21 protein-coding genes and 1 other annotated feature are annotated in these 25,538 nt (G+C 43.4%); of the genes, 10 read left to right on the forward strand and 11 right to left on the reverse strand.

Annotation, left to right across the window (positions count from 1 at the left end):
• Window positions 1–80: 80 nt before the first annotated feature.
• The 5 genes from QQK21_RS01950 (at window position 81) to QQK21_RS01970 (ending at window position 6,776) form a co-directional block, all read left to right on the forward strand.
• Entirely contained in the window at window positions 81–581 is a 501-nt protein-coding gene (locus QQK21_RS01950; protein ID WP_284190525.1) for an outer membrane beta-barrel protein, read from the forward strand.
• Between the two features lie 405 nt (window positions 582–986).
• Window positions 987–2,813, forward strand: coding sequence for a hypothetical protein (locus QQK21_RS01955; protein WP_284190526.1), 1,827 nt, complete (start codon window positions 987–989; stop codon window positions 2,811–2,813).
• Between the two features lie 239 nt (window positions 2,814–3,052).
• On the forward strand, window positions 3,053–3,262 hold the full coding sequence (locus QQK21_RS01960; protein ID WP_284190527.1) for a hypothetical protein: 210 nt from the start codon (window positions 3,053–3,055) through the stop codon (window positions 3,260–3,262).
• A 375-nt stretch (window positions 3,263–3,637) separates the two neighbouring features.
• Window positions 3,638–6,046, forward strand: a complete 2,409-nt coding sequence (locus QQK21_RS01965) for a hypothetical protein (RefSeq protein WP_284190528.1) — start codon at window positions 3,638–3,640, stop codon at window positions 6,044–6,046.
• Between the two features lie 19 nt (window positions 6,047–6,065).
• Entirely contained in the window at window positions 6,066–6,776 is a 711-nt protein-coding gene (locus tag QQK21_RS01970; protein ID WP_284190529.1) for a hypothetical protein, read from the forward strand.
• 155 nt (window positions 6,777–6,931) lie between these two features.
• On the opposite strand, the gene trpA is transcribed toward QQK21_RS01970, so the two are convergent.
• The 7 genes from trpA to trpL2 form a co-directional block, all read right to left on the reverse strand.
• The gene (gene trpA / locus QQK21_RS01975) at window positions 6,932–7,738 is read right to left on the reverse strand and encodes a tryptophan synthase subunit alpha (RefSeq protein ID WP_284190530.1); all 807 of its coding nucleotides are present in this window, start codon (window positions 7,736–7,738) and stop codon (window positions 6,932–6,934) included.
• Window positions 7,738–8,928, reverse strand: a complete 1,191-nt coding sequence (trpB, locus tag QQK21_RS01980; protein ID WP_284190531.1) for a tryptophan synthase subunit beta — start codon at window positions 8,926–8,928, stop codon at window positions 7,738–7,740. Before trpB ends, trpA begins: the two co-directional genes overlap by 1 nt.
• An 87-nt stretch (window positions 8,929–9,015) precedes the next feature.
• A complete protein-coding gene (gene trpCF / locus QQK21_RS01985; RefSeq protein ID WP_284190532.1) occupies window positions 9,016–10,443 on the reverse strand; it encodes a bifunctional indole-3-glycerol-phosphate synthase TrpC/phosphoribosylanthranilate isomerase TrpF in 1,428 nt (475 codons plus the stop codon).
• A 24-nt stretch (window positions 10,444–10,467) separates the two neighbouring features.
• Window positions 10,468–11,466, reverse strand: coding sequence for an anthranilate phosphoribosyltransferase (gene trpD / locus QQK21_RS01990; protein ID WP_284190533.1), 999 nt, complete (start codon window positions 11,464–11,466; stop codon window positions 10,468–10,470).
• A gap of 10 nt (window positions 11,467–11,476) precedes the next feature.
• Window positions 11,477–12,082 (reverse strand): aminodeoxychorismate/anthranilate synthase component II, encoded by a 606-nt coding sequence (locus QQK21_RS01995; RefSeq protein WP_284190534.1) that lies wholly within the window; start codon window positions 12,080–12,082, stop codon window positions 11,477–11,479.
• A 4-nt stretch (window positions 12,083–12,086) separates the two neighbouring features.
• Window positions 12,087–13,652, reverse strand: a complete 1,566-nt coding sequence (locus tag QQK21_RS02000) for an anthranilate synthase component 1 (protein WP_284190535.1) — start codon at window positions 13,650–13,652, stop codon at window positions 12,087–12,089.
• A 129-nt stretch (window positions 13,653–13,781) separates the two neighbouring features.
• Window positions 13,782–13,885 (reverse strand) — a sequence feature (Trp leader region).
• Window positions 13,832–13,957 (reverse strand): tryptophan operon leader peptide, encoded by a 126-nt coding sequence (gene trpL2, locus QQK21_RS02005; protein ID WP_284190536.1) that lies wholly within the window; start codon window positions 13,955–13,957, stop codon window positions 13,832–13,834. Its footprint overlaps the feature before it by 54 nt.
• 81 nt (window positions 13,958–14,038) lie before the next feature.
• Between trpL2 and rnm the strand changes: the two genes are divergently transcribed.
• The 5 genes from rnm to rluB all read left to right on the forward strand — a co-directional run bounded on the left by rnm (window position 14,039) and on the right by rluB (window position 19,882).
• A complete protein-coding gene (gene rnm, locus QQK21_RS02010; RefSeq protein ID WP_284190537.1) occupies window positions 14,039–14,890 on the forward strand; it encodes an RNase RNM in 852 nt (283 codons plus the stop codon).
• 123 nt (window positions 14,891–15,013) lie between these two features.
• A complete protein-coding gene (locus tag QQK21_RS02015; RefSeq protein ID WP_284190538.1) occupies window positions 15,014–15,634 on the forward strand; it encodes an L-threonylcarbamoyladenylate synthase in 621 nt (206 codons plus the stop codon).
• Between the two features lie 129 nt (window positions 15,635–15,763).
• The gene (locus QQK21_RS02020; RefSeq protein WP_284190539.1) at window positions 15,764–16,405 is read left to right on the forward strand and encodes a cupredoxin domain-containing protein; all 642 of its coding nucleotides are present in this window, start codon (window positions 15,764–15,766) and stop codon (window positions 16,403–16,405) included.
• Window positions 16,402–18,750, forward strand: coding sequence for an EAL domain-containing protein (locus QQK21_RS02025; RefSeq protein ID WP_284190540.1), 2,349 nt, complete (start codon window positions 16,402–16,404; stop codon window positions 18,748–18,750). Before QQK21_RS02020 ends, QQK21_RS02025 begins: the two co-directional genes overlap by 4 nt.
• Window positions 18,751–18,943: 193 nt before the next feature.
• Entirely contained in the window at window positions 18,944–19,882 is a 939-nt protein-coding gene (gene rluB, locus QQK21_RS02030; protein ID WP_284190541.1) for a 23S rRNA pseudouridine(2605) synthase RluB, read from the forward strand.
• A gap of 61 nt (window positions 19,883–19,943) precedes the next feature.
• Here rluB and QQK21_RS02035 read toward each other — a convergent pair whose 3' ends face one another.
• From QQK21_RS02035 to trxB, 4 genes are all read right to left on the reverse strand, one after another.
• Entirely contained in the window at window positions 19,944–20,744 is an 801-nt protein-coding gene (locus QQK21_RS02035) for a PhzF family phenazine biosynthesis protein (RefSeq protein ID WP_284190542.1), read from the reverse strand.
• 75 nt (window positions 20,745–20,819) lie between these two features.
• Window positions 20,820–22,544, reverse strand: a complete 1,725-nt coding sequence (cydC, locus tag QQK21_RS02040; protein ID WP_284190543.1) for a heme ABC transporter ATP-binding protein/permease CydC — start codon at window positions 22,542–22,544, stop codon at window positions 20,820–20,822.
• Window positions 22,537–24,324 (reverse strand): heme ABC transporter permease/ATP-binding protein CydD, encoded by a 1,788-nt coding sequence (gene cydD, locus QQK21_RS02045; RefSeq protein ID WP_284190544.1) that lies wholly within the window; start codon window positions 24,322–24,324, stop codon window positions 22,537–22,539. Before cydD ends, cydC begins: the two co-directional genes overlap by 8 nt.
• A 111-nt stretch (window positions 24,325–24,435) precedes the next feature.
• Entirely contained in the window at window positions 24,436–25,398 is a 963-nt protein-coding gene (gene trxB, locus QQK21_RS02050; RefSeq protein ID WP_284190545.1) for a thioredoxin-disulfide reductase, read from the reverse strand.
• Window positions 25,399–25,538: the final 140 nt, after the last annotated feature.

Here is a 25,538-nt window from a genome sequence, read left to right on the forward strand (position 1 = left end):
AAACACAGTAAAGTTTTTGACTGAGAGAGGCAGAGGATTGCCGCAGCAGTTTCTGTCATGGAAAATAGAGAAGGCTAACTATGAAAAAATCACTACTTGCGCTGGCATTGCTCAGTATTTCAGCAACTGTATCGGCAGATTCGTTGGTATACGGCGGGGCTAGCGTTGGACAAACGGACCTCAATGGGGAAACGACTACTTCTTATAACGTGCATGTTGGAACGGGTATTTTGCCTTTTATCGGCCTTGAAGCGGGGTATCAAGACCTCGGAAAGTTTGATCGTGTTGATTACAACGGTATCAAAACTAACCTAACCGGCAGTGCTATTTATTTTGCCGCAAAGCCTAGTATCGACTTTGGACCACTCCATGTTTATGGAAAAGCAGGGGTACATTCCTACAATCTAAAAGCAGATGGCGGGTTTGATGAAGATGAAGTTGATGTGATGTACGGCGTTGGCGCTGAGTATTTTGCACCAGGACCTGTACCGATTTCTTTTGGTGCAAGTTACAATGTGTTTGGTATGAAAGACGATGATATTACTAACTTCTCTTTGAATGCGACCATCCACTTTTTGTAATATTCATTTTTCGTAATATCGACGCATAAATAAAAGCTTGGCTTTAGCCAAGCTTTACAAAGCCTAACACCTCTCATTGGTAGCACAAGTTGCCTTAATGTCCTGTACGCTTCCTCCTGTATTAAAACTCCTCTGCCTCCCTTATTGACTTGAATAGCCTGCCATTTCAGCAGGTGCGTTATTTATTCAACAAGATGCAATCAGTTCAGATGATCTACTTAGCATGACTATGAGAGTGTTGCTTTTGGATAGATATCAGGGTTTCACCTTATTTAACCTTCTTTATTGCTCAATATAATCCGCCATTAACGAGAAAAGAAGCTTTATATAGCTCATTTATTTCAAGTTTGAGCAGGTTCACTGCCGAACCTGACTTGCTGATAAATTAAACTTTAAGGTAACCTGATGTCATACTTTGTAAAATTTAAAAAAGACTACTTATATAAAAAATATAAGTGGTTGTTAACAATCTTTTTTACTTCTTTTATTTTGGTCGGATGTGGTGGTGGAGATGATAAACCTAACTCGGGTGTCCCAGCAACTCCAGCGAGTCCAGCAACTCCAGTGAACCCAGAAACACCAGCAACCCCAGTGAATCCGGCTGTTGAAGATAGTGAGGTAGTGTACTGGGATTTTGACCTAACTTATCCAAAAGATACAAATAGAGTTGCTACAAATGAATATTTTGACTCTTGGGGTAGTTTAGATGATGAATTGAAATATAAAGTTATAGAACAATATGGAAAAATACTAGACCTTGTAGATGAAACGACTGATATATATAACATAACTCGTAATGATCAAGAAGTAATTATTAAAGATGTATATTCTAGATTCTATTCTATGAAAAGAGTGGATGGAACTGACATCGATTTAAGTATATACGATGATTATTTCGATGCATATAATAATAGAAATGTTCATCTAGAAGATATGATGAATTATGCTTTAGTCTCTATGAATTTTTTCAAGGACCAATATTATGCATATAATAGATATCATCATGTGAAGCAAGATATTCAAAACTTCAATCAAATAACTCATGACTACAGTGAAGCATTATTGCAACAAATGCGATCTGCTCCGGACTTTGTAGAGCAGTATACCGCTAATCTACCAGGTAACGCTGACCAGAATGTTAATTTTGATGGCCTATTTCAAAATGATGTTTTTGCTGTATTGAATCAAGCGAATTTTCCAAGTGTGAGTGCTGAGGACTATCGAACGGGTATACAAGAAGCCTATGAAGACTTCAAAATTAAATGGGTAACTCAGGAAAATGAACAACGTAGAAGTGCTGGAAATCCTAGATTAATATTAGATCCAGACATGCTTGATAGACCATTATCGGCTCAAGAACGTATTGATTTTCTAAGACCTGATCAAATAACTCAACTTTATTTGTGGGGGGATGATCTACACAGGGATTGGGAAACGATCAAGAACAACCTACCTCAAGACATAAAGGATAGCGTATACTTTATGATGGTTGATATACCGAAAAAAATGCAGGAAAGCACCGAGCTAACGAATGAAGAGATAGATGAGTTAAAGAATATATGGGCACACCATGTATTAAATACAATGGATGGGTGTCATGATGGGAAAAGAAGCAAGTTAAGGAAGTTAATACCATCAATTCCAATTGAGGCGTTAGCAGATCTAGATGGATTTTATCATTCAGAGCTACCAGTACTTGGTAAAGTCTCTGCCATTATGGAAAAGTATAAAAGACAAAAAATAAAATCATTGTTTGGTTTAAATCGATTTAGTGCAGAGCAAACCCTATATACAGATTTAGGTAATATGCTTAGATTAGGTCCAGCCGTTGGTATTCTAGAAAAATTCCCAAGATTAGAATATGGTACTGCTAATTGGTTTGGACGTTATTTAGAAAATGCTCGCACAGAACAGCAGGTTATTGACTTATTTAATGGTGTTAGTCGAAATGAAATGATCAATGCGGTAATGGCAGATCTAAAAGACAGTGAAGATGATTTGGAACACTTAATATCTCTTAAAGATATTGAAGACGTTAGCAAGGGCGTTCCGGAAATGATATATGAAAAAAGAGTCCGAGAGTATAACGTATATTTGATGGGTGAGGACCCAGCAAACTACGCTCTTAGCTATATCCTTGAACCAGATACAGGCCCAAATAACGAGGCAAGTGGGCGAGTGACAGAGAAAACGGTAGAATTAATGCTATTTTCGTTAGGATATCTTAATTAGTGTAATAGCACTTCAATACCTAAGCGCAGCCTAGTGGCTGCGCTTATTCTATTAGCTTAATTATTTTACTCTGAGACTTTATTTACTGGTTGCTGGTATCATCGGTGAAACAAACTTAAGTAGCTGCACCAGTATCAATAGCTTGTTTTATCTGCTCTGGTGTTGAAATACCAAAGCCGAGTAGAACGGGTTGCGCCATCTATTTTGCTGTAAACCAAGTATTGATCTTGGACCACTTGATGCATACGGAAAAGCAGGGGGGCTATTCCTACAACCTAAAAGCAGATGGCGGGTTTGATGAAGATGAAGTCGATGTAAGGTATGGCGCTGGTGCTGAGTACTTTGCCCTTAGACTTGTGCCGATTACCCTCGGCGTGAGTAATGTGTTTGGTATGAAAGACGACGATATTACTAACTTCTCTTTGAATGAGACCATCCACTTTTTGTAATATCAACGTTTAAATAAAAGCTTAGCTGTTTTCGGCCAAGCTTTTTTCATTTTTATCCTGCCATTCAAGTTTTTAGCTAAAAATCTAATTTTTTGAAAGAATTAACAATAAATTAGTTTCTAGTTTTTCTTTATCATCCTAAGGGATTGATTCTTAAATCGATATTTGTGGCATGGTTTTTGATAGTGATCATTTCGGGTACCAGTCTATCGTGTAAACTTTTTTGCTTTCTTTCACATCCGGATTTTAAGTTATTAAGGCTCACTCTATGAAAATATTGAAGGTACTGTGCAATCAATTGTGACAAAAAATTCGCCCCAAATAGCACATAGTACTCAACGAAAACTTGGAAAATAATTTATTTCGAGATTGACAATGATGAACTCTATTGCCCTTCCAGGGCTTTCCCAAATCCCCGATACAGTAAAAGCCGTGTTAAAGCAGTTTAGCAGTTACGATGACCCTTGCTTGGTTTTGCTACACTGCAGTGCCACACAAGAAGTAGTCGAAGCGACATATCAGCAAGTGGTGGAAACAAATGACTGTGAAGCCTCAAAATTGCTTTGTCTAGAACAGAATATTCGCTTTTGTCACTTATTCTGTGATTATCGCAACGCCAATTTTATCGCTCACGACTTAACTGATACACTGAACCAACAAGGCTATGCAGCGAAAATCTCACTGTTTCGACACAACTGTATCACTGATGTGCAAGATACTTATCGATGGAATGTAACTCAATTACTCGCGTTGCTAGAAAGCAGCGATCCCGTAGCCATCAACGACTTTTGTGATAAGCATAATTGGCAAGGTATCAGCCAATACCTTGAAGCCGATGAAGTAGCCCGCTTCGAGGTTGAAGAAAGAGATTCCGAAAAAGTGGTTATTCCTGCCGTTGACCAAGGTGATAACATTACAGCACCTCTACAGGAGCTCTACCCCTTTATTGTTAATCTGCCTAAGGGAAAGATGCTGTGGCACTATGTGTTGAGTGGTGAGCTTGATGCAAAAATCCCATTAGCTGAATGCTTACTCGACCTCGACTCGGTACTGATTACCCGACATGCTAAACGTTACAGCCCAAATTTCTACCGTCATATTATACGCAAATGCAATCACGATACTGTGCCACCGCAGCATAATATATTGCGTAACTTGGATGAGGTTTTAGAACCTCTTCATCAAGTACTATTATCCGAGCCCCATCATCGCCAAAATCAAGAGCAATTTTTACGTGTGGTGGATATCTTCTTCCATCTTCTTGACCAACAAGACTTACCGAAAACCTTGAATCAAATCTTAGTCAAAGACAAAGAGACCGCATGTATCAGTTCCTTTGAATTTGAACGCCGTTACACGCTACCGAGTGAAACACTAGATAACAATATTTGTCCGAAAACCAAAAGAAAAATCAATCAAATCATCGACTCACTTGATCTTTTCTATACGAGTGACTACGAGGATTATCAGGAAATAGAACAAGTATTTAGCACTAGCCGTCATACATTTAACTACCAACTTTGGTTACGTGATGATGAGGAACAACAAATATTGTGTCGTTTGGTTGGTGCTATTTTGCTCAATATTGACTATTCAGCAGGACATTTCGATCACTATACTGAAGCGCTACAAAAATGGGTCAGTCACGGATTGTATAGAGATGTGTTTAAACAAATTACGGAGAACTGTGATGCTCCCCAAGAGCTCTTACGGATGTGGCTGTTAGAGGGGAAACAAGCGTGTTTTACTGCGCTCGTTGATGAGCTTAGTTCGAAGCTTGACGGCGACTATACCGCATATCACAATGCTGATATCGGTGTTACCCAACAGCAATACAGCCTTTTTGATTCGACGAGTATTTTTGGTCCAATCCTTGCCACCTGCTACTGGTTTTACAAAGTGAGTCAAGATGACTTTGCCAAACGTGTCATTTTGCTGAGTATGGCATTAGCACCTCAAGCGACGCTCACCTATATGTCTGGACTATACCGAGAATCATTTCGGGGATTTGTTGCACCAGCAATTAAAAACGCTTTCGTTATGCCTTTGTATGACATGGGTGTTTCCTATATTGACCTGTGTGCATTTGATATTAATATAGCTGTGGAAAATGATGAGATGGAACTCGAACCATTAGTTCAACGCTATGCTGGGCTTGATCAAGATGAGCGTGAAATATGGAACTTAGCGATCAATAAACTTTCCTCTTATAGCCGTGACTATTTCTATCTCAACGTCAATCGTTTACATCCGCAACTGAAAACACCACTCCGTGAATTTCGTTCTATTGTAGTGAACGAAATCATGTCCTGCGTTGCTAACGAGGATAAAAATGTCGACATCGGCACCTGCAGAAAATTTGCTCTTCGTTTCCTTGATGGTGAAATGAGTTTCAACCAGTATCAAAGTTTTGTTCATGATTACGTAGATGTGAGTAAGTTTGATCTACCACCAGATTATTATCGAGATAAAGCGCCTAAAATTCTGCCACAAATACTCACAGAACCTGACATCGCAACTCAGCTGCGATGGGTACAATTGTTTTGTTGTGAAGCAACACCAAATAATCTTGGGTGGATTAAATCGTTCCGTCGTCACTCAATACACAATGAAAAGCTCCAGAATATACTGTTAGAACATTTATTTTTCGAGCAACTTGTACACGAAAAGAGCTTGTCATTCTGCGATCGCCAAACGATCGAACTTAGTGATTTGGCGCCTGATTGGCTCGAATACTGGCGCGAATATCAGAAACACATGACGCGCAAAATCAAAAGCTTATAAACGCCAAGAGGATATTAATATGATTGATATGCAAGGTATTCTTAGTGAGTATTTGCCATTACAGCTGATTCGTTTTGGAGATGTGTATGCCGATGAAGGTGGGGACCCACATGCGTGGTTAAATGAGTATGATTTCATCTGGAAACCAATAAGCGATAGTAGCTCTTATATTCCAGTATTACTTGGTGATGAAGTGGTACGCTTCGGGCCTGATAGTGATCGAAATAAGGTGGAGAATCTTGTTCGCCGCATCAATGGACAACCACTACGTATGCCAAAAATTTCAATATGTTCGAGTAAATATATGTTACTCGTTGCCAATGAACTCTCTGACGAATTGGAGTTTACAGATAAGCTTGGCATTACTCGTTCGGCAAGCGAGGTTTATGACGCAGCTGGTCATCTGCATACTAATTTCACCGTATTGTCATTCCATAAAGTGTTTTTTCATCAACGCTTTGAGACTCGTTTCAAGGATACTCCAAGTGATAAACGTTTACTTGTATGTATTGAACTTGACGCACATTCATCGACGTACCTTATCCACCAATCTTTACTTGAACGTTGGAAAAAATACGGCGTAGAAGAAGTCAATTATGATATTAAAGCCGAGCACTTAAGCCTTAATACACTCATGACCCTTGATTTCTATTGGCCTAACCGTCCTCGTAGCTTTGCAAATATGGATGATTTCCAACAAAACCGAAATGGGGATATTGGTGATTATTAGACGCAACAAATCCAAACAGAAAGATCTATTTACAGAGTTTTGTAGAGTATTTAGTCTATCTTATTTTAGGGCATTTTTGATTTAAAAATGGCAGAGCTGCTATATCAGCACTGCCATTTTATTAGGGGTAAGTTGATTCCTCTCTTACAGGAGTATTATTTATTGGTTGCCGCTTTCATTGGTGAGATAAACTTAGATAGCTGCACCAGCATTTCTTCTGGGGCTTCTGTGTGTGTTTCTATGATTTTAACCACTGCTGAGCCTGAAATCGCGCCGGCTGCACCTGCATCAATGGCTTGTTTTACTTGCTCTGGTGTTGAGATACCAAAGCCGAGTAGGGCGGGCGGGGCATTGTATTGATTGAGCCTGTCGAGTAAATCACTGACTGGCATATTGGCCTTTGTTTCAGCCCCTGTTACCCCAGCGCGCGAGAGTAAGTAGGTGTATCCGCTGCCTAGTTCCGCTACTGATTTTAATGTCTCGTCTGAGGCTGTCGGCGGCGCAATAAAAATAGGATCAATGCCATGTTTGGTTGCCGCTTCGACAAATTCGGCGCTTTCGTTTGTTGGCACATCGGCGATCAATACTGAGTCAATGCCCGCTTCGGCGCAGCGCTGATAAAAGTTGTCAATGCCGCGTGCAAACACTAAGTTGGCGTACATGAGCAGACCGATTGGCAATTCTGGGTACTTTGCACGAATTTCTCCGATCAGGTCAAAGCAGATCTCTGGGGTTGCGCCAGACTCAAGCGCACGAATATTCGCGCCTTGAATGGTGGGGCCATCGGCCAAAGGATCAGAAAAAGGAATGCCAAGTTCGAGTGCATCCGCTCCCGCTTCGACCAGCGTTTGCATAATTTTTAACGACTGAGCTGGGTTAGGGTCGCAAACCGTCACAAAAGGAACAAATGCGCCTTGGTTTTGCTCGTTTAAGCGTGCAAACATAGATGGGTAACGGCTCATTAGATCACTCCTTTTTCTTCTAAGATGGCATGTACGGTGAAGATGTCTTTATCGCCGCGTCCTGATAGGTTAACAACCAGTAACTGTTCTTTCTCTGGATTCTCACGAGCCATACGAAGGGCATGAGCAAGAGCGTGAGAGGACTCAAGGGCTGGAATGATGCCTTCACTGCGAGCCAACTCCTGAAAGGCGTCTAAGGCTTCATCATCGGTGACACTATCATATTCTGCTCGGCCTATAGCATTGAGGTAGGCGTGTTGAGGGCCTACTGACGGGAAGTCTAGCCCTGCGGAGACAGAATAGGATTCTTCTACCTGACCATTGGAATCTTGCATCAAGGGGGCTTTCATGCCAAAGAAAATGCCTGTTTTGCCGTGTTTTAGGGGCGCACCATGCTGGTTGGTATCAATCCCTTTGCCAGCAGGTTCTACACCGATAAGGCGTACATTTTCTTCATCAATGAAATCTGCAAACATACCAATGGCATTTGACCCTCCACCCACACAGGCAATCACCGCGTCTGGCAGGCGACCTTCACGGGCCAAAATTTGGTTTTTGGTCTCTTCACCAATCATGCGCTGAAAATCGCGTACTATGGTTGGGAATGGGTGCGGCCCTGCTGCTGTGCCCAGTAGGTAATGGGCTTGCTCATAGGTTGCTGACCAATCGCGAAGGGCTTCATTACACGCATCTTTTAGTGTGGCCGAACCTGAGTGAACAGGGATGACTTCTGCACCCATTAACTTCATACGAAATACATTAGGGCTTTGACGCTCTACGTCTTTAGCGCCCATATATACTCGGCATTTCAGGCCCAATAAAGCACAGGCTAGGGCAGTGGCTACGCCATGTTGACCCGCGCCGGTTTCGGCTATGATTTCGTTTTTGCCCATACGCTTAGCAAGCAAGGCTTGGCCGAGTACTTGGTTGGTTTTGTGCGCGCCGCCATGGAGAAGATCTTCTCGCTTTAAGTAAAGTTTAGTGTTTGTCCCTTTGGTTAAATTGCGTGTTAGGGTCAAAGCGGTAGGGCGACCCGCATACTCTTGCAGTAAGCCCATAAACTCGCTGCGAAAACTAGGGTCGTCTTGCGCGTCAATAAAGGCCTGCTCAAGTTGCTCGAGAGCTGGCACAAGAATTTGGGGGACATATTGACCACCATATTCACCAAAATAGGCATCAAGTTTTGCCATTGTTATATTCCTTTAATCTTAGGAGGTGGCGTTTACGAGTCCGCCACCTCAGTCGTTATATCTTAACTATCTTACTCGGACTCATTGTCAGTAGTTGCGAATCGCCGCGAAAGCTTGTTGCAACTTCTGGCGATCTTTTTTGCCCGGAGATAATTCAACCCCTGAATTCAGATCTAGTCCTAAACAGCCTTGCTCTGCGGCTTTTTGAGCATTAAAAGGTGAGATGCCACCTGCTAACATGACTTGTTTTTTCTCTTTTATGAGCGCCCAGTCGAATACCAAACCAGTGCCACCCGTTTGTGCGCCAACTTGAGTATCAAGAAGATGGCGGTTGACTGGTGGGTTGAGAAAACTCGGTAGCGAGTCCTTCACCCCATATGCTTTCCAAATCTCAATATCCTGATTGAGCTGAGTATGCAGAGTATCAATATAGTCTTGATCTTCTTCACCATGCAGTTGAACGGCATTTAACCCAAGTTGGTTGGCGAGATTGGCAACGGTTTCAACGTCGTGGTTTTGGAACACACCCACATATCGAAGAGGGGCACCTGACATGGTTAAGCGTGCGGTTTCAATGTCAACGCACCGCTTGGACTTGGCGACAAAAATCAAGCCACCAAATACAGCGCCAGCTTGGTATGCTTTTGCTGCATCATCTGGATTGGTTAAACCACACACCTTGTTTTCACCTAATGTCACTTTGCGCACGGCTAGTTCAAGGTCATCTTCTGCCATTAACGAGCTACCGATAAGAAAGCCATCGGCAAACTCGGCCAAGTCACGTACTTGCTGATGGGTGTAGATGCCCGATTCCGAAATTATCGTTGCGTCTGGTGCCAAATCACGTATTTTGGGAGCCAATTCTTTGGTGCGGTTTAGATCGGTTGTCAGATCGCGTAAGTTACGATTATTAATGCCAATCACTTTTGCTTTAAGTTCGACGGCTCGCTGAAGTTCTTCTTCGTTACTGACCTCGGTTAAAATACCCATATTGAGAGAGTGGGCGACGGCGGCGAGTGCCTTATATTCCTCATCGTTAAGTACCGACAACATGAGCAGAATAGCATCGGCTGAGTAATGACGAGCAAGATAAATTTGATAGGCATCGACAATAAAATCTTTGCACAGTACAGGCTGAGAAACTTGGCGTCTCACTTGTGGCAAAAACTCAAAGCTGCCTTGAAAATACTTTTCATCCGTTAGGACCGAGATAGCATCCGCGTGTTTATTGTAGACTGAGGCAATATAATCAAGATCAAAATTCTCTCGAATCAGCCCTTTCGAAGGAGAGGCTTTTTTACATTCCGTTATAAAAGCCGTTTTCTCTCCACTGAAAGCTTGATAAAAACTGCGATCAGATGGCGTGAGTGCCTCTTTAAACTCAGATAGAGGTAAAGACGATTTGTGTTCTTCTAGCCATAGGTATTTATCACGGACAATTTTGGCCAATACTTCCGCCATTTGAGCTTCCTTAACGGAGATATGTTCGGAAAGTTTATCTTGTGTCTGAGTCATGGATTTTACCTTATCCTAGAGTACTTATTTATGGGCTGATAACTGTTTCACGAGTTCAAATGCCTTACCTGAATTCATGACAGCAATAGCTTGCTGGGTATTGTCTTTGAGATTGTCACGACCAAAAAGCCTCATGAGGAGAGCGACATTGACTGCGACCGCACCGATTTGAGCATCTGTGCCTTTACCCGTAAGAATATTAGTGATGATGGCTTTGTTTTCCTCGGGTGCGCCACCTTTTATCGCATCTAGCGGGTGCGTGGCTAGGCCAAAATCTTCTGGGAATAAGGTGTACTCAATAATTTGCCCATTTTTGATTTCTGCCACAGTGGTTTGACCATGAATCGCCACTTCATCAAGACCACTGCCATGCACAACAGCCGCTCGTTTCATGTTCATCTTGAGCATGGTTTCAGCAATTGGTCTAACTAAATCTTCACTGTACACGCCCATAAGCTCAATACTTGGTCTAGCGGGGTTAATCAGTGGACCAAGAATATTGAATATAGTTCGCGTTTTCATTGTTTGGCGAACGGGCATCGCATGGCGAACCCCACTGTGATATTGAGGGGCAAAGAGAAAAGCTACGCCCAACTTATCCATCGCTGAGCGACTGGTTTCAGCGCTCATCGCCAGATCAATACCAAACGAATCCAACAAATCCGAAGAGCCGGATTTACTCGAAACACTGCGGTTACCATGTTTGGCGACTTTGAGCCCGCAAGCTGCAGCGACAAAGGCTGCGGTGGTTGAGATATTAATGGTATTGTGGCCATCACCACCAGTGCCGACAATATCGGCAAAATCATAGTCGGGGCGAGGAAATGGGTTTGCATTATCAAGCAACGCAGTCGCTGCGCCGGCAATTTCATCAGGTGTTTCACCTTTGATTTTGAGCGCGGTGAGTGCCGAAGCCATCAAAATCGGGTCCAGCTCGCCGCGAATAATGACATCAAACAGCTGCTTGCTTTCGGCTTGGGTCAGAGAGGTCTGTTGGTAGAGTTTATTAATTATATTATCCATGTCTCTTTCCTTATTGCTGCAATGCGTGTGTTTCTGAGTTTTCTAACGCCCATTCAATGGCATTTGCCAACAAAGTAGCGCCTTGCGTTGTCATGATTGATTCGGGGTGGAATTGAAAGCCACAGACTTTATCTTGTTCTTGCACCACAGACATGACTAAACCATCAACTTCTGCGGTAACCGTTAATGACTCTGGTACATCGGTTGCGACAAGAGAGTGATAGCGCGCGATTGCAATGGGAGAAGGCAAATTCTTATAGATGGCATGATGCTGGTGTTCCATCATAGAAACCTTACCATGGACAATATCACCAGCCCCAGCAACCGTACCGCCATAGGCCTCAACAATCGCTTGATGGCCAAGGCAAATTCCTATCATAGGCACTTTACCTTTGAGGTTATTGATCACTTCTGGCATTGAGCCTGCTTCTGATGGCGCGCCAGGACCGGGTGATAGCAGTACAACAGGGTTATCAAGATGATTTACCGCAGCTTCAATGGTCGATGCTGGAATGCTATTGCGATAGATGGTGACATCGTGTCCCAGAGAACGAAACTGATCGACCAAGTTGTATGTGAATGAGTCAAAGTTATCAATAAATACGATATTAGCCATCTGCTTACTGCTCCTTATGTGCTGATTGAATTGCAGCGATGACGGCTTGCGCCTTACTACGAGTTTCGTCGGCTTCTGCTTGAGGGTCTGAGTCAAATACAACACCGGCACCGGCCTGAATTTGTGCTATTCCATTCTCCACATAAGCAGAGCGGATGACGATACAAGTGTCTAACGTACCTTCGCCTGTTAGGTAGCCAACGGCGCCGCCGTAGCTGCCACGACGAGAGCTTTCTACATTGCGGATAAGCTGCATAGCACGAATCTTCGGTGCGCCTGTGAGAGTGCCCATGTTCATGCAGGCTTGATACGCATGCAGAGCATCTAAATCATCACGTAATTGGCCGACGACACGGGAAACTAAATGCATCACGTGGCTATATCTATCCACCTTTAATAAGTCTGCTACATGACGTGAACCCGCTTTCGAGATACGTGCAACGTCGTTTCGCGCCAAATCAACCAACATCATGTGTTCTGCATTTTCTTTCTTATCAGTACGCAGTTCGAGTTCGATGCGGCTATCCAAATCAAAATCAATTTGGCCATTGGGCTGTTTGCCTCGTGGACGTGTGCCTGCAATCGGATAGATTTCAACTTGATTGGTGTGTGTTTCGTACTTAAGGGCACTTTCAGGTGAGGCACCAAACAGAGTAAATAGCTCATCTTGCATAAAGAACATATATGGGCTGGGATTGCTTTGCTTTAATTCTTTATAGGCAACAAGTGGAGATGGGCAAGGAAGAGTGAAGCGGCGAGATGGAACGACTTGGAAAATATCACCTTTGACCACATACTCCTTAAGGTCGCGGACTATTTGACAAAAATCTTCATCATTGATGCTTGGTTTAGGTGATAAATCACTTCTTTTTTCGGCGACAGGTGAGTCTTTTAAGTGAGCACACTGATGTTGGATATCTTGTATACGTGCTTCTAAGTTGGCCTTTTCATCACTTGCTGCAAATAGGGTCGCTTGGACATCGCATGATTCACGTTGATGATCAACAACCAGCAAGGTTTCAGCAACGTAGAAGACATAATCTGGGCATTGATTGGAATGTACTGCGCTGCCAAGAGGTTCAAAGTTTGCTACTAGGTCGTAGGCAAACAGGCCACCAAGAAAGATAGCATGTTTATCTTGTTTGCTGATATCAAAACTGTGCTGTATCAGACGCAGAGCATCAAAAGACGACGCCTCACGCAGTCGAGAGTCTTCATCCAGCGTATTGCATGGTTCTTCAAATTCTAACGTGAGTTTTTCACCATCAAATGCATGATTGATGTTGCTGTGAATGTTTTGTGTTAAGTGCGCAAGCAATGATCGGCCGTTGTTGGTGAGAGCATGCATAGTGACAGTGTGTCCATAACAAACAATCCGCACCGCAGAATCGACAATTAATAGGCTTTTCAAGTTTTGCTTGGAGTCTATCTCAGCCGACTCAAGCAGCAGGCTATCGGTTTTGTTTTCGCACAATGTGTGGAATAAACGAGTAGGGTCCAGCGTGTAGGGTGCTGTCGTATGAATGACTTCCAAATCGCCTAACGTTTTGATTTCAATGGCCTTGTTCACAAGACCTCCTTTATTATTGATCATTTTACACTTCCCGCCGCATATAGTCGCACAAACAAGACAATCACCCAATGTGGAATTTGACCTAATTGTGATTGTAAGACCAGCTAAATGCATTATATTCGACAAAACAAAAAGCCCGCTTTATATAGCGGGCTTGATAACATTAATTGGGTAAATTAAAAGTATGTATCGGCCCACCTAGAACTTGTCCAAGAACGCCACCAAGAAACGCTTGCACTGCGATCGTGTTGACCGTTATTTGCAAGATTCGCTTTTTGATTTGAGTTAAATTCTTGTAACATGGTAAGTCCTAAATGAAATACTTTGTATTTGTGTACTAGTAAACTAGTTCATTGATAAAAAGTCAACTAAAAAATAAGTTTATGAAAATTGATTTACATAGTCATACGACTGCGTCTGATGGGCGATTATCAGTCAGCCAGCTGATAGACAGAGCAATCGAATTTGACATAGATGTGTTAGCCATCACAGACCATGATACCGTCGATGGACTGCAGCCTGCACATCATTATGTTGACTCAAATCAGTTACCGATCATCATTATCAATGGCATTGAAATATCGACCGTATGGCAAAACAAAGACATTCATATTGTTGGCCTTAACATTACCCCTTCATCTGATGCACTGACCGAGCTCATAGAGCAGCAAAAGCAACATCGTCACGTACGTGCACAATTAATTGCTCAACGTCTGGCCAAAGCCACTAAGGATGGGCTGTACGGGGAAGTGAAAGTGATTGCTGGTGAAGCCCCAATCACTCGCGCGCACTTCGCTAAGTGGCTAGTTGACAATGGTTACGCTAAAACGATGCAGCAAGTGTTTAAGAAATACCTGACTCGTGATAATCCGGGTTATGTTCCGCCAAATTGGTGTTCAATGAAAGAGGCGGTTGATGCAATACATCATGCTGGAGGCTTAGCGGTACTTGCTCATCCTGGACGCTATAATTTAACCGCAAAGTGGCTAAAAAGGCTAATCAGCGCATTTGTTGAAGCAGGGGGCGATGCTATGGAAGTTGCCCAACCACAGCAGGGACAACAAGAAAGACGTAATCTGGCAGATTATGCGATACAATACAACCTATTGGCTTCTCAGGGGAGTGATTTCCATTATCCCTCTCCATGGACAGAGTTGGGTAGAAACCTCTGGTTACCGTCTGGTGTCGAGCCAGTATGGAAAGATATGTCGTTTTATCACCCCACAGAAGGCTAAATTTTTTGGTCTAAATTTGAACACTTAGTTTGAGTTTATGGTTTGGTTGTTGATTAATAAGGTCGCAAGACTATAGCATTAACAAAATTATAGAGTCGAGAGACTCAGTGATGAGGAATTGTAATGAGCCAGTTTTTTTATGTACATCCAGAAAACCCTCAGGCTCGCTTGATCAATCAGGCTGTCGCCATCATACGCAATGGTGGTGTTGTCATTTACCCCACAGATTCAGGATACGCGTTAGGTTGTCAGCTGGAGAATAAGCAGGCGCTCGATAGGATCTGTAAAATTCGTAAATTGGATGAAAAGCACAACTTTACTCTGCTGTGCCGTGATTTATCCGAGATATCAATCTATGCGCGTGTTGATAACAGTGCCTTCCGTCTTTTAAAAAATAATACGCCGGGTCCTTATACGTTCATTTTTAAGGGAACCAAGGAAGTGCCGCGACGCTTGATGAACAGCAAACGTAAAACGATCGGTATTCGTATCCCAGACAATCGTATTGCTCTCGACTTACTTGAAGCGTTAGGTGAGCCGCTTATGTCGACGTCTCTTATCTTGCCTGGTGCCAATATTACGGAATCTGATCCAGAAGAAATCAGAGATAAACTTGAGCATGCCGTAGATTGTATTCTTAACGGCGGGTATCTAGGAGAGCAACCTACAACAGTCGTCGATTTTAGTGAAGATGAGCCAGTTATCGCTCGCTTAGGCTCTGGTGATCCAGCTCCTTTTGAGTGATTTGATTTTTAATCCTGCCAATTATGACTAGACAGAGCATAAGACATTGATGTTTATGCTCTGTCGAACCGCAAACTTGCCAACTGACTGCTATGCTGATTGTTAGGTCAAACCAATCACATATCAAATATGCGTTATATCATTTTCACTTTTTGTTTTATTTGTGCCGCTAGTTTTGCAACGCCAATCGACGTACGTGTGTTGGACAACAAAGGTGATCCAGTCAAAGATACCGTCGTCTATATAACAGCAACAAACCTACCGCGTGATGAGCCCTTGGAAAGTAAAACACTGGTCACTGAAGTCGCTCAGGATGGCCGAGCGTTTAAGCCTTATGTGTCGGTAGCAAGGGTGAATCAGACGGTATTATTCACCAATAAAGATGACTTCTCTCACCATATATATTCTATTACAGGCCCTGTTGAACTGTCTTTCATCATTCGAGCACAAGATCATGAAGTAAAGAAAAGCTTTCCTACTGAGGGGGTGGTTGCGATGGGATGCAACATCCATGATTGGATGAGCGGCTATATCAAAGTGATTGATACGCCTTATTATGCCATTACAGATTCGTCTGGTATGGGTCAGATTCATGTGCCTGTCGGTTTGGAGAATGCTGACATTATTGCTTGGCATCCGCAGATGAATGAAAGTGTAGAACAAAAATTAGACCAACAAACAACCGTTACGTTTGAGCTACAAAACGACATGTCACCCATACCTAAGCAAAAAAGCACTCAGGCAATCAGTTTTTACGGGTTATCTAAATGAATCAGTTTAAGAGCATACAAACGCAAATCCTTTTGTCTTTTTTGACTGTTTTGGTCGCAGTTCAATGTGTTCTTTTTTACTCACTGTTTCAGTCCAATACGAAAGAAAAGGACGAGCGGGCGCAGATACATCTTACGACAGCGCGGGCTGTATTTGAGAATCAGTTTTCGCAGCGAACGCAAAACTTAACCGCATTTGCTCAAACGGTGGCTAAGGATTTTGGTTTAAAGCAGGCATTGAAGGAGGATACTCGTAGCTTTTTGATTGCTTTAAATAATCATAGGCAGCGGGTGATCGCGGATTTGGCGATTGCCATTGATGCTAATGGTGAGTTTATCGGAAAACTTATCTATGACAAGCGAAGCAATCAGACAAGTGCAGATACTGATCCCAGTTCACTCAGCTTAAAGACCGATGTTCTGCCTGATGAAAACCGTCTGATCCTTTATGAATACAAAGGCATTGTTTACCAGTTAGCATTGGTGCCAGTCCAAAGTGGCGCTCAAACGGTTGCTTGGATTGGCTTTGGCTTTGCGGTCGATACCGACTTAGCTGAACGACTTTCGATATTAGCAGGTATGAACGTTGATATTGGCTATCAGAAGGGGGGGCAATGGTCATTGTTGGCCAGTAGTGTGAAAGGCAGAACCAATGGACAAGAATTAGAAGTCAAACCGCGATCGAGTGATAGCCATTTTATCGCAACGTCAGTCACCGTGGGCTTTAATGATGGCAAAGAACTGGTGGTGTCTTTGTATCTTTCTAGAGAAGATCTGTTCATTAGGCTGCAGAATCGTTGGTTACAAGTTGTTTTAATTGTATTGGCAACCTTTGGGTGTTCTCTTATTGCGGCGTATTTTTTATCAAAAAATCTCGCTAAACCGCTCCAAGAACTCGTCAAAAAGGCCCAACAAATTGCTCGGGGTGAGACTGGTATCGAACTCAATATTCAGCGTAGAGATGAATTGGGAGTATTAGCTCAGGAGTTCAACATAATGAACAAAGCGGTTAATGAACGTGAAGCTGAACTCAATTTTCGAGCCTATCACACTGATATCACCCAAATGCCGAACAAGGCGAAATTATTTGAAGATATAGAACACTTGGTAAGTATCCAATGTGACGGTTTTGTATTGATTCGCTTTCGGGTGCTGGAATTTGAGGAGCTGAATTACAGCTTGGGTTTGGATACCGGAGAAGAGCTGCAAGTGGCAGCGGCCAATCGTTTAATGTCACTTGGTGAAGGAGTGCAGTTTTATCAATTGGACTCGTCAGAATTTGCACTACTAACGACTTGTAAAACAACACTGACGGATGAGCAGAGTGTCAATGTTGTCCTACAGTGCTTATCGGGCGTGTTTGAGTTAAAACGCATATCGGTCACTATTCATACTGTTTCGGGTTATTGTCAGTACCCTAAACATGGAGAAACCGCTCGCCAGTTATTGCATAATTCAGGGATTGCTTTGCAACAGGCCATGAAAATGAAAGTATCCGGTTTGGAGTTTGCATCTAGTATGGCGAAGAGTGCGATTGAAAGAGTGCGTCTAACTCATGAATTGACTGAGGCTATTCAAGATAATCAATTGGTCCTTTATTATCAGCCCAAACTGAATTTAAACACATTACAAATTGATAGAGTAGAAGCTTTGGTTCGTTGGATTCACCCAGAACTTGGTATGATTGCGCCGGATGAATTTATCGAAATTGCGGAGACAACTGGGCAAATAGATGCGTTGACCGATTGGGTTATGCATAGCGCGTTAGGCCAACTTCAGGTATGGAAGCAAGCGGGGTATAAGCTCGGTATCGCAATTAATGTTTCTGCGGTGAATCTCAAACAAAAACAATTTGACGCTAAGGTCCTTCGGTTGATTTCTGAGTTCGATTGTCAAGAGAGTGAACTGACAATAGAAGTCACGGAAAGTGCCTTGGCTGATGACCCAGAACATGCGCTGTCAATGCTAAAAAGGTTGTCTGACAGTGGATTATCTATATCCATAGATGATTACGGCACAGGATATTCCTCCTTGTCGCAGCTTAAGCACCTTCCAGCTTCGGAGCTTAAAATTGACAAGTCATTTATTCTCAATGTTGCTAATGACGAGCAAGACAAAACAATTGCCAAATCAACACTAATACTAGCGAAACAATTTGGGTTAAAAACGGTTGCCGAAGGTATCGAAGACCGAACTTCTCTTGATTGGCTAATAGAAAATGGGTGTGACTATGCTCAGGGTTATTTTATTAGTCGACCACAACCAGCAGATCAGCTAACCACTTGGATGCAAACCCTTAATGACCAATCTTGGGTGAAAACCGAACAAAAATTAAATGCACACTGAGATTTCAGTCCGAGAGAGGAAATCGTGAATCAAGAGTATGAAATGGGCACTTTGTTAGAGGGTTAAGTGGCCTTTTAATGTAAAAATAAAGCATGCGTTTAGGATAAGAGTTTGCGATAATATGCGGCCGCGATTTCGGTCGCAAATGAGAATCGACGTCTGAGAAGACGACACAAAGGTAGATAGTAGATAAATGAACGAGAAATTGCAGAAAGTGTTAGCGCGAGCAGGCCATGGCTCACGACGCGAATTAGAAGCTTTGATTAAAGCAGGTCGTGTGAGTGTAAATGGAGCTGTGGCTAAACTTGGTGAGCGGCTGGAAGATGAGAATGCCGTAGTTCGTATTGATGGTCACATTGTTTCTGCCAAGGCGCAGGAAGAAGTGATTTGCCGCGTATTGGCGTACTACAAACCAGAAGGTGAGCTTTGTACTCGTCATGATCCAGAAGGCCGTCGCACTGTATTTGACCGTCTGCCAAAGATTCGAGGCTCTCGATGGATCTCTGTTGGCCGTTTAGATGCAAACACGTCTGGTTTACTGCTTTTTACCACCGATGGTGAGCTTGCAAACCGACTTATGCACCCCAGCCGACAAGTAGAACGTGAGTATTTGGTCCGGGTGTTTGGTGATGTTGATGAGAAGAAAGTACGTAATCTTGTCAGTGGCGTTGAATTGGATGACGGCGTAGCGCGTTTTGAAGATGTGGTATACGCTGGCGGTGATGGTATGAACCATACCTTTTATGTTGTCATCAATGAGGGACGTAACCGAGAAGTGCGTCGTTTGTGGGAATCTCAAGATTGTACGGTAAGTCGCCTAAAGCGTGTTCGTTATGGTGATATTTTCTTAGATAAAAAGCTTCCTCGTGGTGGATGGATGGAGCTTGATCTGAAAGAAGTGAACTACTTACGAGAGTTGGTGGAGTTGCGTCCAGAAAAAGAAACGCTGCTTGACGAAAGTAAAGCCAATACGTCGCGTAAGCGTGAGCGTTCTCGAAGCCAGAAGATTCGTCGTGCGGTTAAGCGCCATGAAGAACGAGTGAACAGTTCTGGCGGCCGTAGCAATAATCCAGCACGTAGAAAGACACGTAAAAGTGCGGGAGAGCAAGGCGCCCGGAATAAGCATCGTTAAGCGAGGCTATGAGCATTCTGGCACCACACAAAAAAGCAGCATTACGCTGCTTTTTTGATTTTTAGGCAAATAAAGTTCCCTTCAATGATGTCACCGCTTGCCCTTTGATTTTTACGCGGCCATTGTCCAGATATTCGAGATCAAGATAACCACCTCTTGATGAGGCTTGATACGCAGTCAATTTTGATGCGTTGAGCTTTTCGAACCAATAGGCTGATAGCGCACAATGCGCTGAACCGGTTACTGGGTCTTCATTGACGCCTACCCAAGGAGCAAAATACCTAGAAATAATATCGTAATCTTGGCTGGTCGACTGTGAGGTCACGACGATACCACGCCCACTCTCTGACAAAAGAGATGAAAAATCAGGATTGAGGTTAACGATGACGTTTTCATCAATGACTTCGACCAGCTGCTTAGTTTCAAAGTCACATACGGAAACGATCTGATGCTCTGATAGCCCAAGAGCCATTCTCTTTTTGTCGGATAATGCCGTGTCGAATGCCATTTTAGGTGAAGGTAAATCGAGTTCATAGCTATCGTGCAAGACCTTAACTTTTAACTCACCAGATAATGTTTGAAAGGTAACCTTATCTCCAGTACTGAGTTTGCCTTGTGCTTTCAATACGTGAGCCACCGCTAGTGTTCCGTGTCCACATAACTTGACTTCTGTTTCTGGTGTAAACCACCTCAGATTCATATCTTGTAGAGATAGAAAGGCCGTTTCTGAAACAGCCATTTCTCGTGAAATTGACAGCATGAGTTCAGTATCGAGCGATTCTTGGGTTATGCACACCCCGGCAGGGTTGCCCTTGAATATCTTATTGGTAAATGAATCGACTTGATAAATCTCTAATTCCATTCGGGAATATCCTTTCTTGTTGGGGTAACCATGGACACCCCACAACTTATTATCTCGCGACGTTTGAGGTATGTGTTAGTTGAGAGTTTGATTGAGTTCGAAGTAACGACGCTTATTTGCCAAAAGATCCACATGAGATCCATATTCAACAATTCTGCCTTGTTCTATAAGGCATATGGCGTCCATTTTACTCAGTTCAACGAGCCTGTGTGTAATAAATACGACCGTTTTATTCTCAAAGTGTTGCTCAAACAACTGCATAATCTGACGCTCAGTTTGTTTATCTAGACCTTCTGTTGGTTCATCAAGAAGGAGAATAGGACCATTGTGTAGAAGGGCTCGAGCAATACCAATTCGGCGCTTTTCTCCCCCTGATAACTGTCTGCCACCATCTCCAAGCCAGCTCTCTAATCCTTGCTCGTCGATAAGCTTCGACAGACCGACTTTTGATAATGCTTGATGGAGATCTTGGTCAGTGGCGTGTGGTGAAGCCATTAAAAGGTTGTCTTTTAACGTACCATTGAGTATATCTACTCTTTGGCTAACCACGGTTATCGCTTGGCGAAGTTGGCTCTCACTCCACTTTGTAATAGGCTGCCCAGCAATCTGGATATGTCCTTTTTGTACATCCCAATATCGATTAAGTAGCTGCAATAACGTTGATTTTCCAGAGCCTGTTTGACCCAAAATTGCAATTTTCTGCCCTGCTGGGATAAAAAGATTTACCTCGCTCAAAGCGTTTGTGTTGCCATCAGGATATTGGAAGCTTACGTCCTTGTATTCAATAGAGTACGACGATTCATGTTCTGTTGATTGGCTCGGGAACTGAACGTCCGGTGTGGAGAGAATAATATCGTTCAGTCGACGGGCTGAGGTAATGGTCTGTCCTAGATGCTGGAATGCGCCTGCGATTGGCATGAGAATTTCGACGCTTGCCATAGTCGCAAAGACCACGAGAGCAATCATTGGATTGGGTGATTGGCCGCCAACGCCATCGGCCGCAAGCCATAACATAAGAGCAATGGTCCAGCCATTGGCGAGAATGAGGAGTGCTTGGGCAATGCCTGCGAAGTGAGCGTTAAAGCGTTGATTGGTGAGCAAACGTTGCTGCACATCGAAAATGGCATTTCTATAGCGTTCTTCGGCACCGAACAGTGTCAGTTCGCTGTAACCTTGTAACCAATCAAGTGTGGCAACTCGCAACGTGGCTTTATTGCTGGTTAATTCAGCGCCATTTCGTTTACCGAGTTTGTAAAAAACGATAGGCCACAGCAAGAGTAACGTAATCAAGATTGCGCCAAGAATTAAACCGAGCTTAGCATCAAACCAGCTGAGCAGGGCGGTAAGGCCAATAATACCAGCAGAGCCGACAACCATTGGAGTGACTAAGCGCAGGTACACATGATCCATTGCGCTTATGTCGGCGACCAATCGGTTGAGTATGTCTGCATCTCTGAGGTTGGACACTCGTCCAGGAATTAATGGGGCGAGTTTAGAAAAGAAGAATATTCTCAGGTCGGTGAGGAGTTTGAAGGTGGCATTATGGCTGACCACTCTCTCTCCCCAGCGTCCAGCCGTTCTACCCATGGCGAATCCACGAACAAAAGCACCGGGTAGCATGTAATTGAATGTTTCTCTTGCGATAGTCAAACCAGCAACAGCCGCTGCCGAAAGAAACCAGCCCGAAAGAGTGAGTAGCCCAATCGACGCAAATAATGTCAGTAATGCCAGCAGCATGCCGAGTGACAATCCGAACCAGTGTTTTTTATAGAGTTTTAAGTAGGGTAATAAATCACGCATCGAGATTCCCTTTGTCGGTGTCAGAGAGAGCTTGGTTGGCGATCAGCATATTGCGAAATAAACCAGCTTGGTTACTCAGTTCTTGATAGTCACCTTGCTGTACTAGCATACCGTTTTCCATGACTAAAATTTGAGAGACATTTTTCAATGGTAAGAGCTGGTGGGTCACCATTAATGATGTCCTTCCCTCTATTTGGTTAGATAGACCTTCCATCACCAATTTCTCACTTCGTGCATCTAAGCTTGCTGTTGGCTCATCAAGCAGCCAAAAGTCTCCGTTTTGTATCATGGCTCTTGCAAGCGCGAGGCGTTGTGCTTGGCCAACTGACAAGCCTTCTGAACGATCTGAAATTTGGTAATCAAGCCCATGCTGAGTAACAAACTCAGAAGCAAAAGATTTATCCAGAGCTGATTGTATAGCATCCTGTTTAACATCATCTTTGCCCAAGGTGACATTCTCACGAATTGTGCCATGAACCAACAAGGGATTTTGGCCAACCCAACTTATGTTGTCTCGCCAGTTACTCAGATTCAGTTGAGTGCGTTCAATCCCATTAATGGTGAGTGAACCTTGGTAGGGTAAAAAGCCTAATATCGCGTTAATCAAACTGGTTTTGCCAGCGCCACTTGGACCAACCAAAGCAGTATGTTGATTGGCTTTAATGGTAAAATTAACCGGGCCAAGCAGTTTTGTGCCTTGTGATGAAAAGACTTCCAAGTTCTGGGCGCAAATCGTGATACCTGATGTTGTATCGATTGTTTTATCACCCGAGCGAACGGCAGCGGCGTCCGTTTGCAAAAACTCCACAATACTATCTGCAGCACCAACGGCTTGCTGTTTTGCGTGATAGAAGGTCCCTAAATCACGCAGAGGCTGATAAAATTCAGGTGCAAGAATAAGAATAAAAAGACCCGCGATCAGGGTTACACCTAATCCATAATCACCAAAGTTAATTTCGCCAATAAAGGCAAAGCCAAAGTATACGGCAGTCAGGGCGATCGAAATGGAAGTGAAAAACTCAAGTATGGCTGAAGACAAAAAAGCAATTTTCAGCACATCCATCGTCCGTGAGCGAAAAACTTCTGATGCACCACGCATCACTTCTGTCTCTGCCTTGGTTCTATCAAACAAACGAATGGTGGTCATCGATTGCAAACGGTCGTAAAAATGGCCAGATAGACGTTGCATCGCTTTGAAGTTTTTGCGATTGGCCTCGGCTGCTTTCATGCCGACAAGGGCCATAAATAGTGGGACCAGTGGTGCTGTGATCAAAAATATTAAACCAGCTACCCAGTTGATGGGGAAAACAACCACAAGAATAACGATAGGTACCAACACGGCAAGTGACATTTGGGGTAAGTAACGAGCGAAGAAATCATGCATATCTTCTACTTGTTCCAGCAGCAAGGTTGCCCAAGCTCCTGCTGGTTTTTCTTTGATGTAGGCAGGACCGAGTTCTCGCAATTTATCAAGAATCAGTTGCCGTATATAAAGACGAATTTGTTCACCACAACGATAACCAGCAAGCTCTCTACCCCATGAGCACAGTGCTCGAATACCAATGATTGCGCATAACGCAAAAAAATATGGAATAAGCTGCTGCTTTGGAACCTGATCGATGATCAATTGCTGAAGGATAGTCGCAAGTAAGGCGGCTTGAGCCAGTAAAAATAGGCTTGAAACGACACCAAGACCGACTGCAGCGAGCAGCCAGCGCTTTGCTAACTTGCTTTGCTGCTTGAGCCATTTGTTCAAGCTGCGCTGTTTATTTTTGTCCATTATGAGGCTTAATGATAATTATTTTGATGACTCTAAGCTGGCGATTATACAAAAGAAAGCCTCATGGTAATACCATAAGGCTTTGCGCTTTTGACTCAAAAGTGAAAAATATTATTTACCTTCTGCAAGTGTGTCTAGGTATCTTTCCGCGTCGAGTGCCGCCATGCATCCTGTACCAGCAGATGTAATAGCCTGACGGTAGGTGTGATCCATGACATCGCCTGCGGCAAAAACGCCGGGAACACTGGTTTGAGTGGCATTGCCATTCAGTCCCGATTGGACAACAATGTAACCGTCTTTCATTTCCAGCTGGCCTTGGAAAATCCCCGTATTTGGTTGATGTCCAATTGCAATAAATGCGCCCATTACGTCCAGCTGTTCAATGGTGCCTGACTGGGTATCTTTGATGCGAACACCCGTCACTCCCATCTCATCGCCGGTGATTTCTTCTAATACTCTGTCTGTGTGAAGGAAAATATTGCCACTTTCGACTTTATCCATCAGTCTACGGATTAAAATCTTTTCAGCTCGGAAGCTATCTCGTCTATGTATCAAGTGGACTTCAGAGGCAATGTTAGATAGATAGAGCGCTTCTTCTACGGCAGTATTACCACCGCCCACAACCGCGACTTTTTGGTTGCGATAGAAAAAGCCGTCACATGTGGCACACGCCGATACACCGCGTCCTTTGAATGCTTCTTCAGACTCCAATCCCAGATATTTGGCTGAGGCACCAGTGGAAATAATAAGTGCATCACAACTGTATTCGCCGTCGTCTCCTTTGAGCACAAAAGGACGCTGACTGAAATCAACTTTGTTGATGTGGTCGAAAATGATGTTGGTGTCAAAACGCTCAGCGTGTTCCTTCATCCGTTCCATTAGTGCTGGCCCAGTTAGGCCTTCTGGATCTCCTGGCCAGTTTTCAACTTCTGTGGTTGTTGTCAGCTGACCGCCTTGTTGCATGCCCGTCATAAGCACAGGGTTTAGATTTGCTCTGGCAGCATACACCGCTGCCGTATATCCCGCAGGACCTGATCCAAGAATAAGAAGCTTGCTATGTTTAATGTTGCTCATTTGTGCCCCGCTGATAATTGATCTGAACATACTGCTCGATTGTATGGAATATGGGCCGATATTGAAAGTGCCATAGCGCGACCTAAGTGTAAGTAATGGTTATAGCTTAGAATGCAAACGTTATCTTTATGTGTTGAGTT

The sequence above is a fragment of the Vibrio zhanjiangensis genome, from assembly GCF_030161235.1.
Taxonomy (GTDB): domain Bacteria; phylum Pseudomonadota; class Gammaproteobacteria; order Enterobacterales; family Vibrionaceae; genus Vibrio; species Vibrio zhanjiangensis.

Coding starts and splice junctions, on each gene's coding strand:
- QQK21_RS01950 (WP_284190525.1), top strand. CDS start 81: ATGAAAAAATCACTACTTGCGCTGGCATTGCTCAGTATTTCAGCAACT.
- QQK21_RS01955 (WP_284190526.1), top strand. CDS start 987: ATGTCATACTTTGTAAAATTTAAAAAAGACTACTTATATAAAAAATAT.
- QQK21_RS01960 (WP_284190527.1), top strand. CDS start 3,053: ATGCATACGGAAAAGCAGGGGGGCTATTCCTACAACCTAAAAGCAGAT.
- QQK21_RS01965 (WP_284190528.1), top strand. CDS start 3,638: ATGATGAACTCTATTGCCCTTCCAGGGCTTTCCCAAATCCCCGATACA.
- QQK21_RS01970 (WP_284190529.1), top strand. CDS start 6,066: ATGATTGATATGCAAGGTATTCTTAGTGAGTATTTGCCATTACAGCTG.
- trpA (WP_284190530.1), bottom strand. CDS start 7,738: ATGAGCCGTTACCCATCTATGTTTGCACGCTTAAACGAGCAAAACCAA.
- trpB (WP_284190531.1), bottom strand. CDS start 8,928: ATGGCAAAACTTGATGCCTATTTTGGTGAATATGGTGGTCAATATGTC.
- trpCF (WP_284190532.1), bottom strand. CDS start 10,443: ATGACTCAGACACAAGATAAACTTTCCGAACATATCTCCGTTAAGGAA.
- trpD (WP_284190533.1), bottom strand. CDS start 11,466: ATGGATAATATAATTAATAAACTCTACCAACAGACCTCTCTGACCCAA.
- QQK21_RS01995 (WP_284190534.1), bottom strand. CDS start 12,082: ATGGCTAATATCGTATTTATTGATAACTTTGACTCATTCACATACAAC.
- trpL2 (WP_284190536.1), bottom strand. CDS start 13,957: ATGTTACAAGAATTTAACTCAAATCAAAAAGCGAATCTTGCAAATAAC.
- rnm (WP_284190537.1), top strand. CDS start 14,039: ATGAAAATTGATTTACATAGTCATACGACTGCGTCTGATGGGCGATTA.
- QQK21_RS02015 (WP_284190538.1), top strand. CDS start 15,014: ATGAGCCAGTTTTTTTATGTACATCCAGAAAACCCTCAGGCTCGCTTG.
- QQK21_RS02020 (WP_284190539.1), top strand. CDS start 15,764: ATGCGTTATATCATTTTCACTTTTTGTTTTATTTGTGCCGCTAGTTTT.
- QQK21_RS02025 (WP_284190540.1), top strand. CDS start 16,402: ATGAATCAGTTTAAGAGCATACAAACGCAAATCCTTTTGTCTTTTTTG.
- rluB (WP_284190541.1), top strand. CDS start 18,944: ATGAACGAGAAATTGCAGAAAGTGTTAGCGCGAGCAGGCCATGGCTCA.
- QQK21_RS02035 (WP_284190542.1), bottom strand. CDS start 20,744: ATGGAATTAGAGATTTATCAAGTCGATTCATTTACCAATAAGATATTC.
- cydC (WP_284190543.1), bottom strand. CDS start 22,544: ATGCGTGATTTATTACCCTACTTAAAACTCTATAAAAAACACTGGTTC.
- cydD (WP_284190544.1), bottom strand. CDS start 24,324: ATGGACAAAAATAAACAGCGCAGCTTGAACAAATGGCTCAAGCAGCAA.
- trxB (WP_284190545.1), bottom strand. CDS start 25,398: ATGAGCAACATTAAACATAGCAAGCTTCTTATTCTTGGATCAGGTCCT.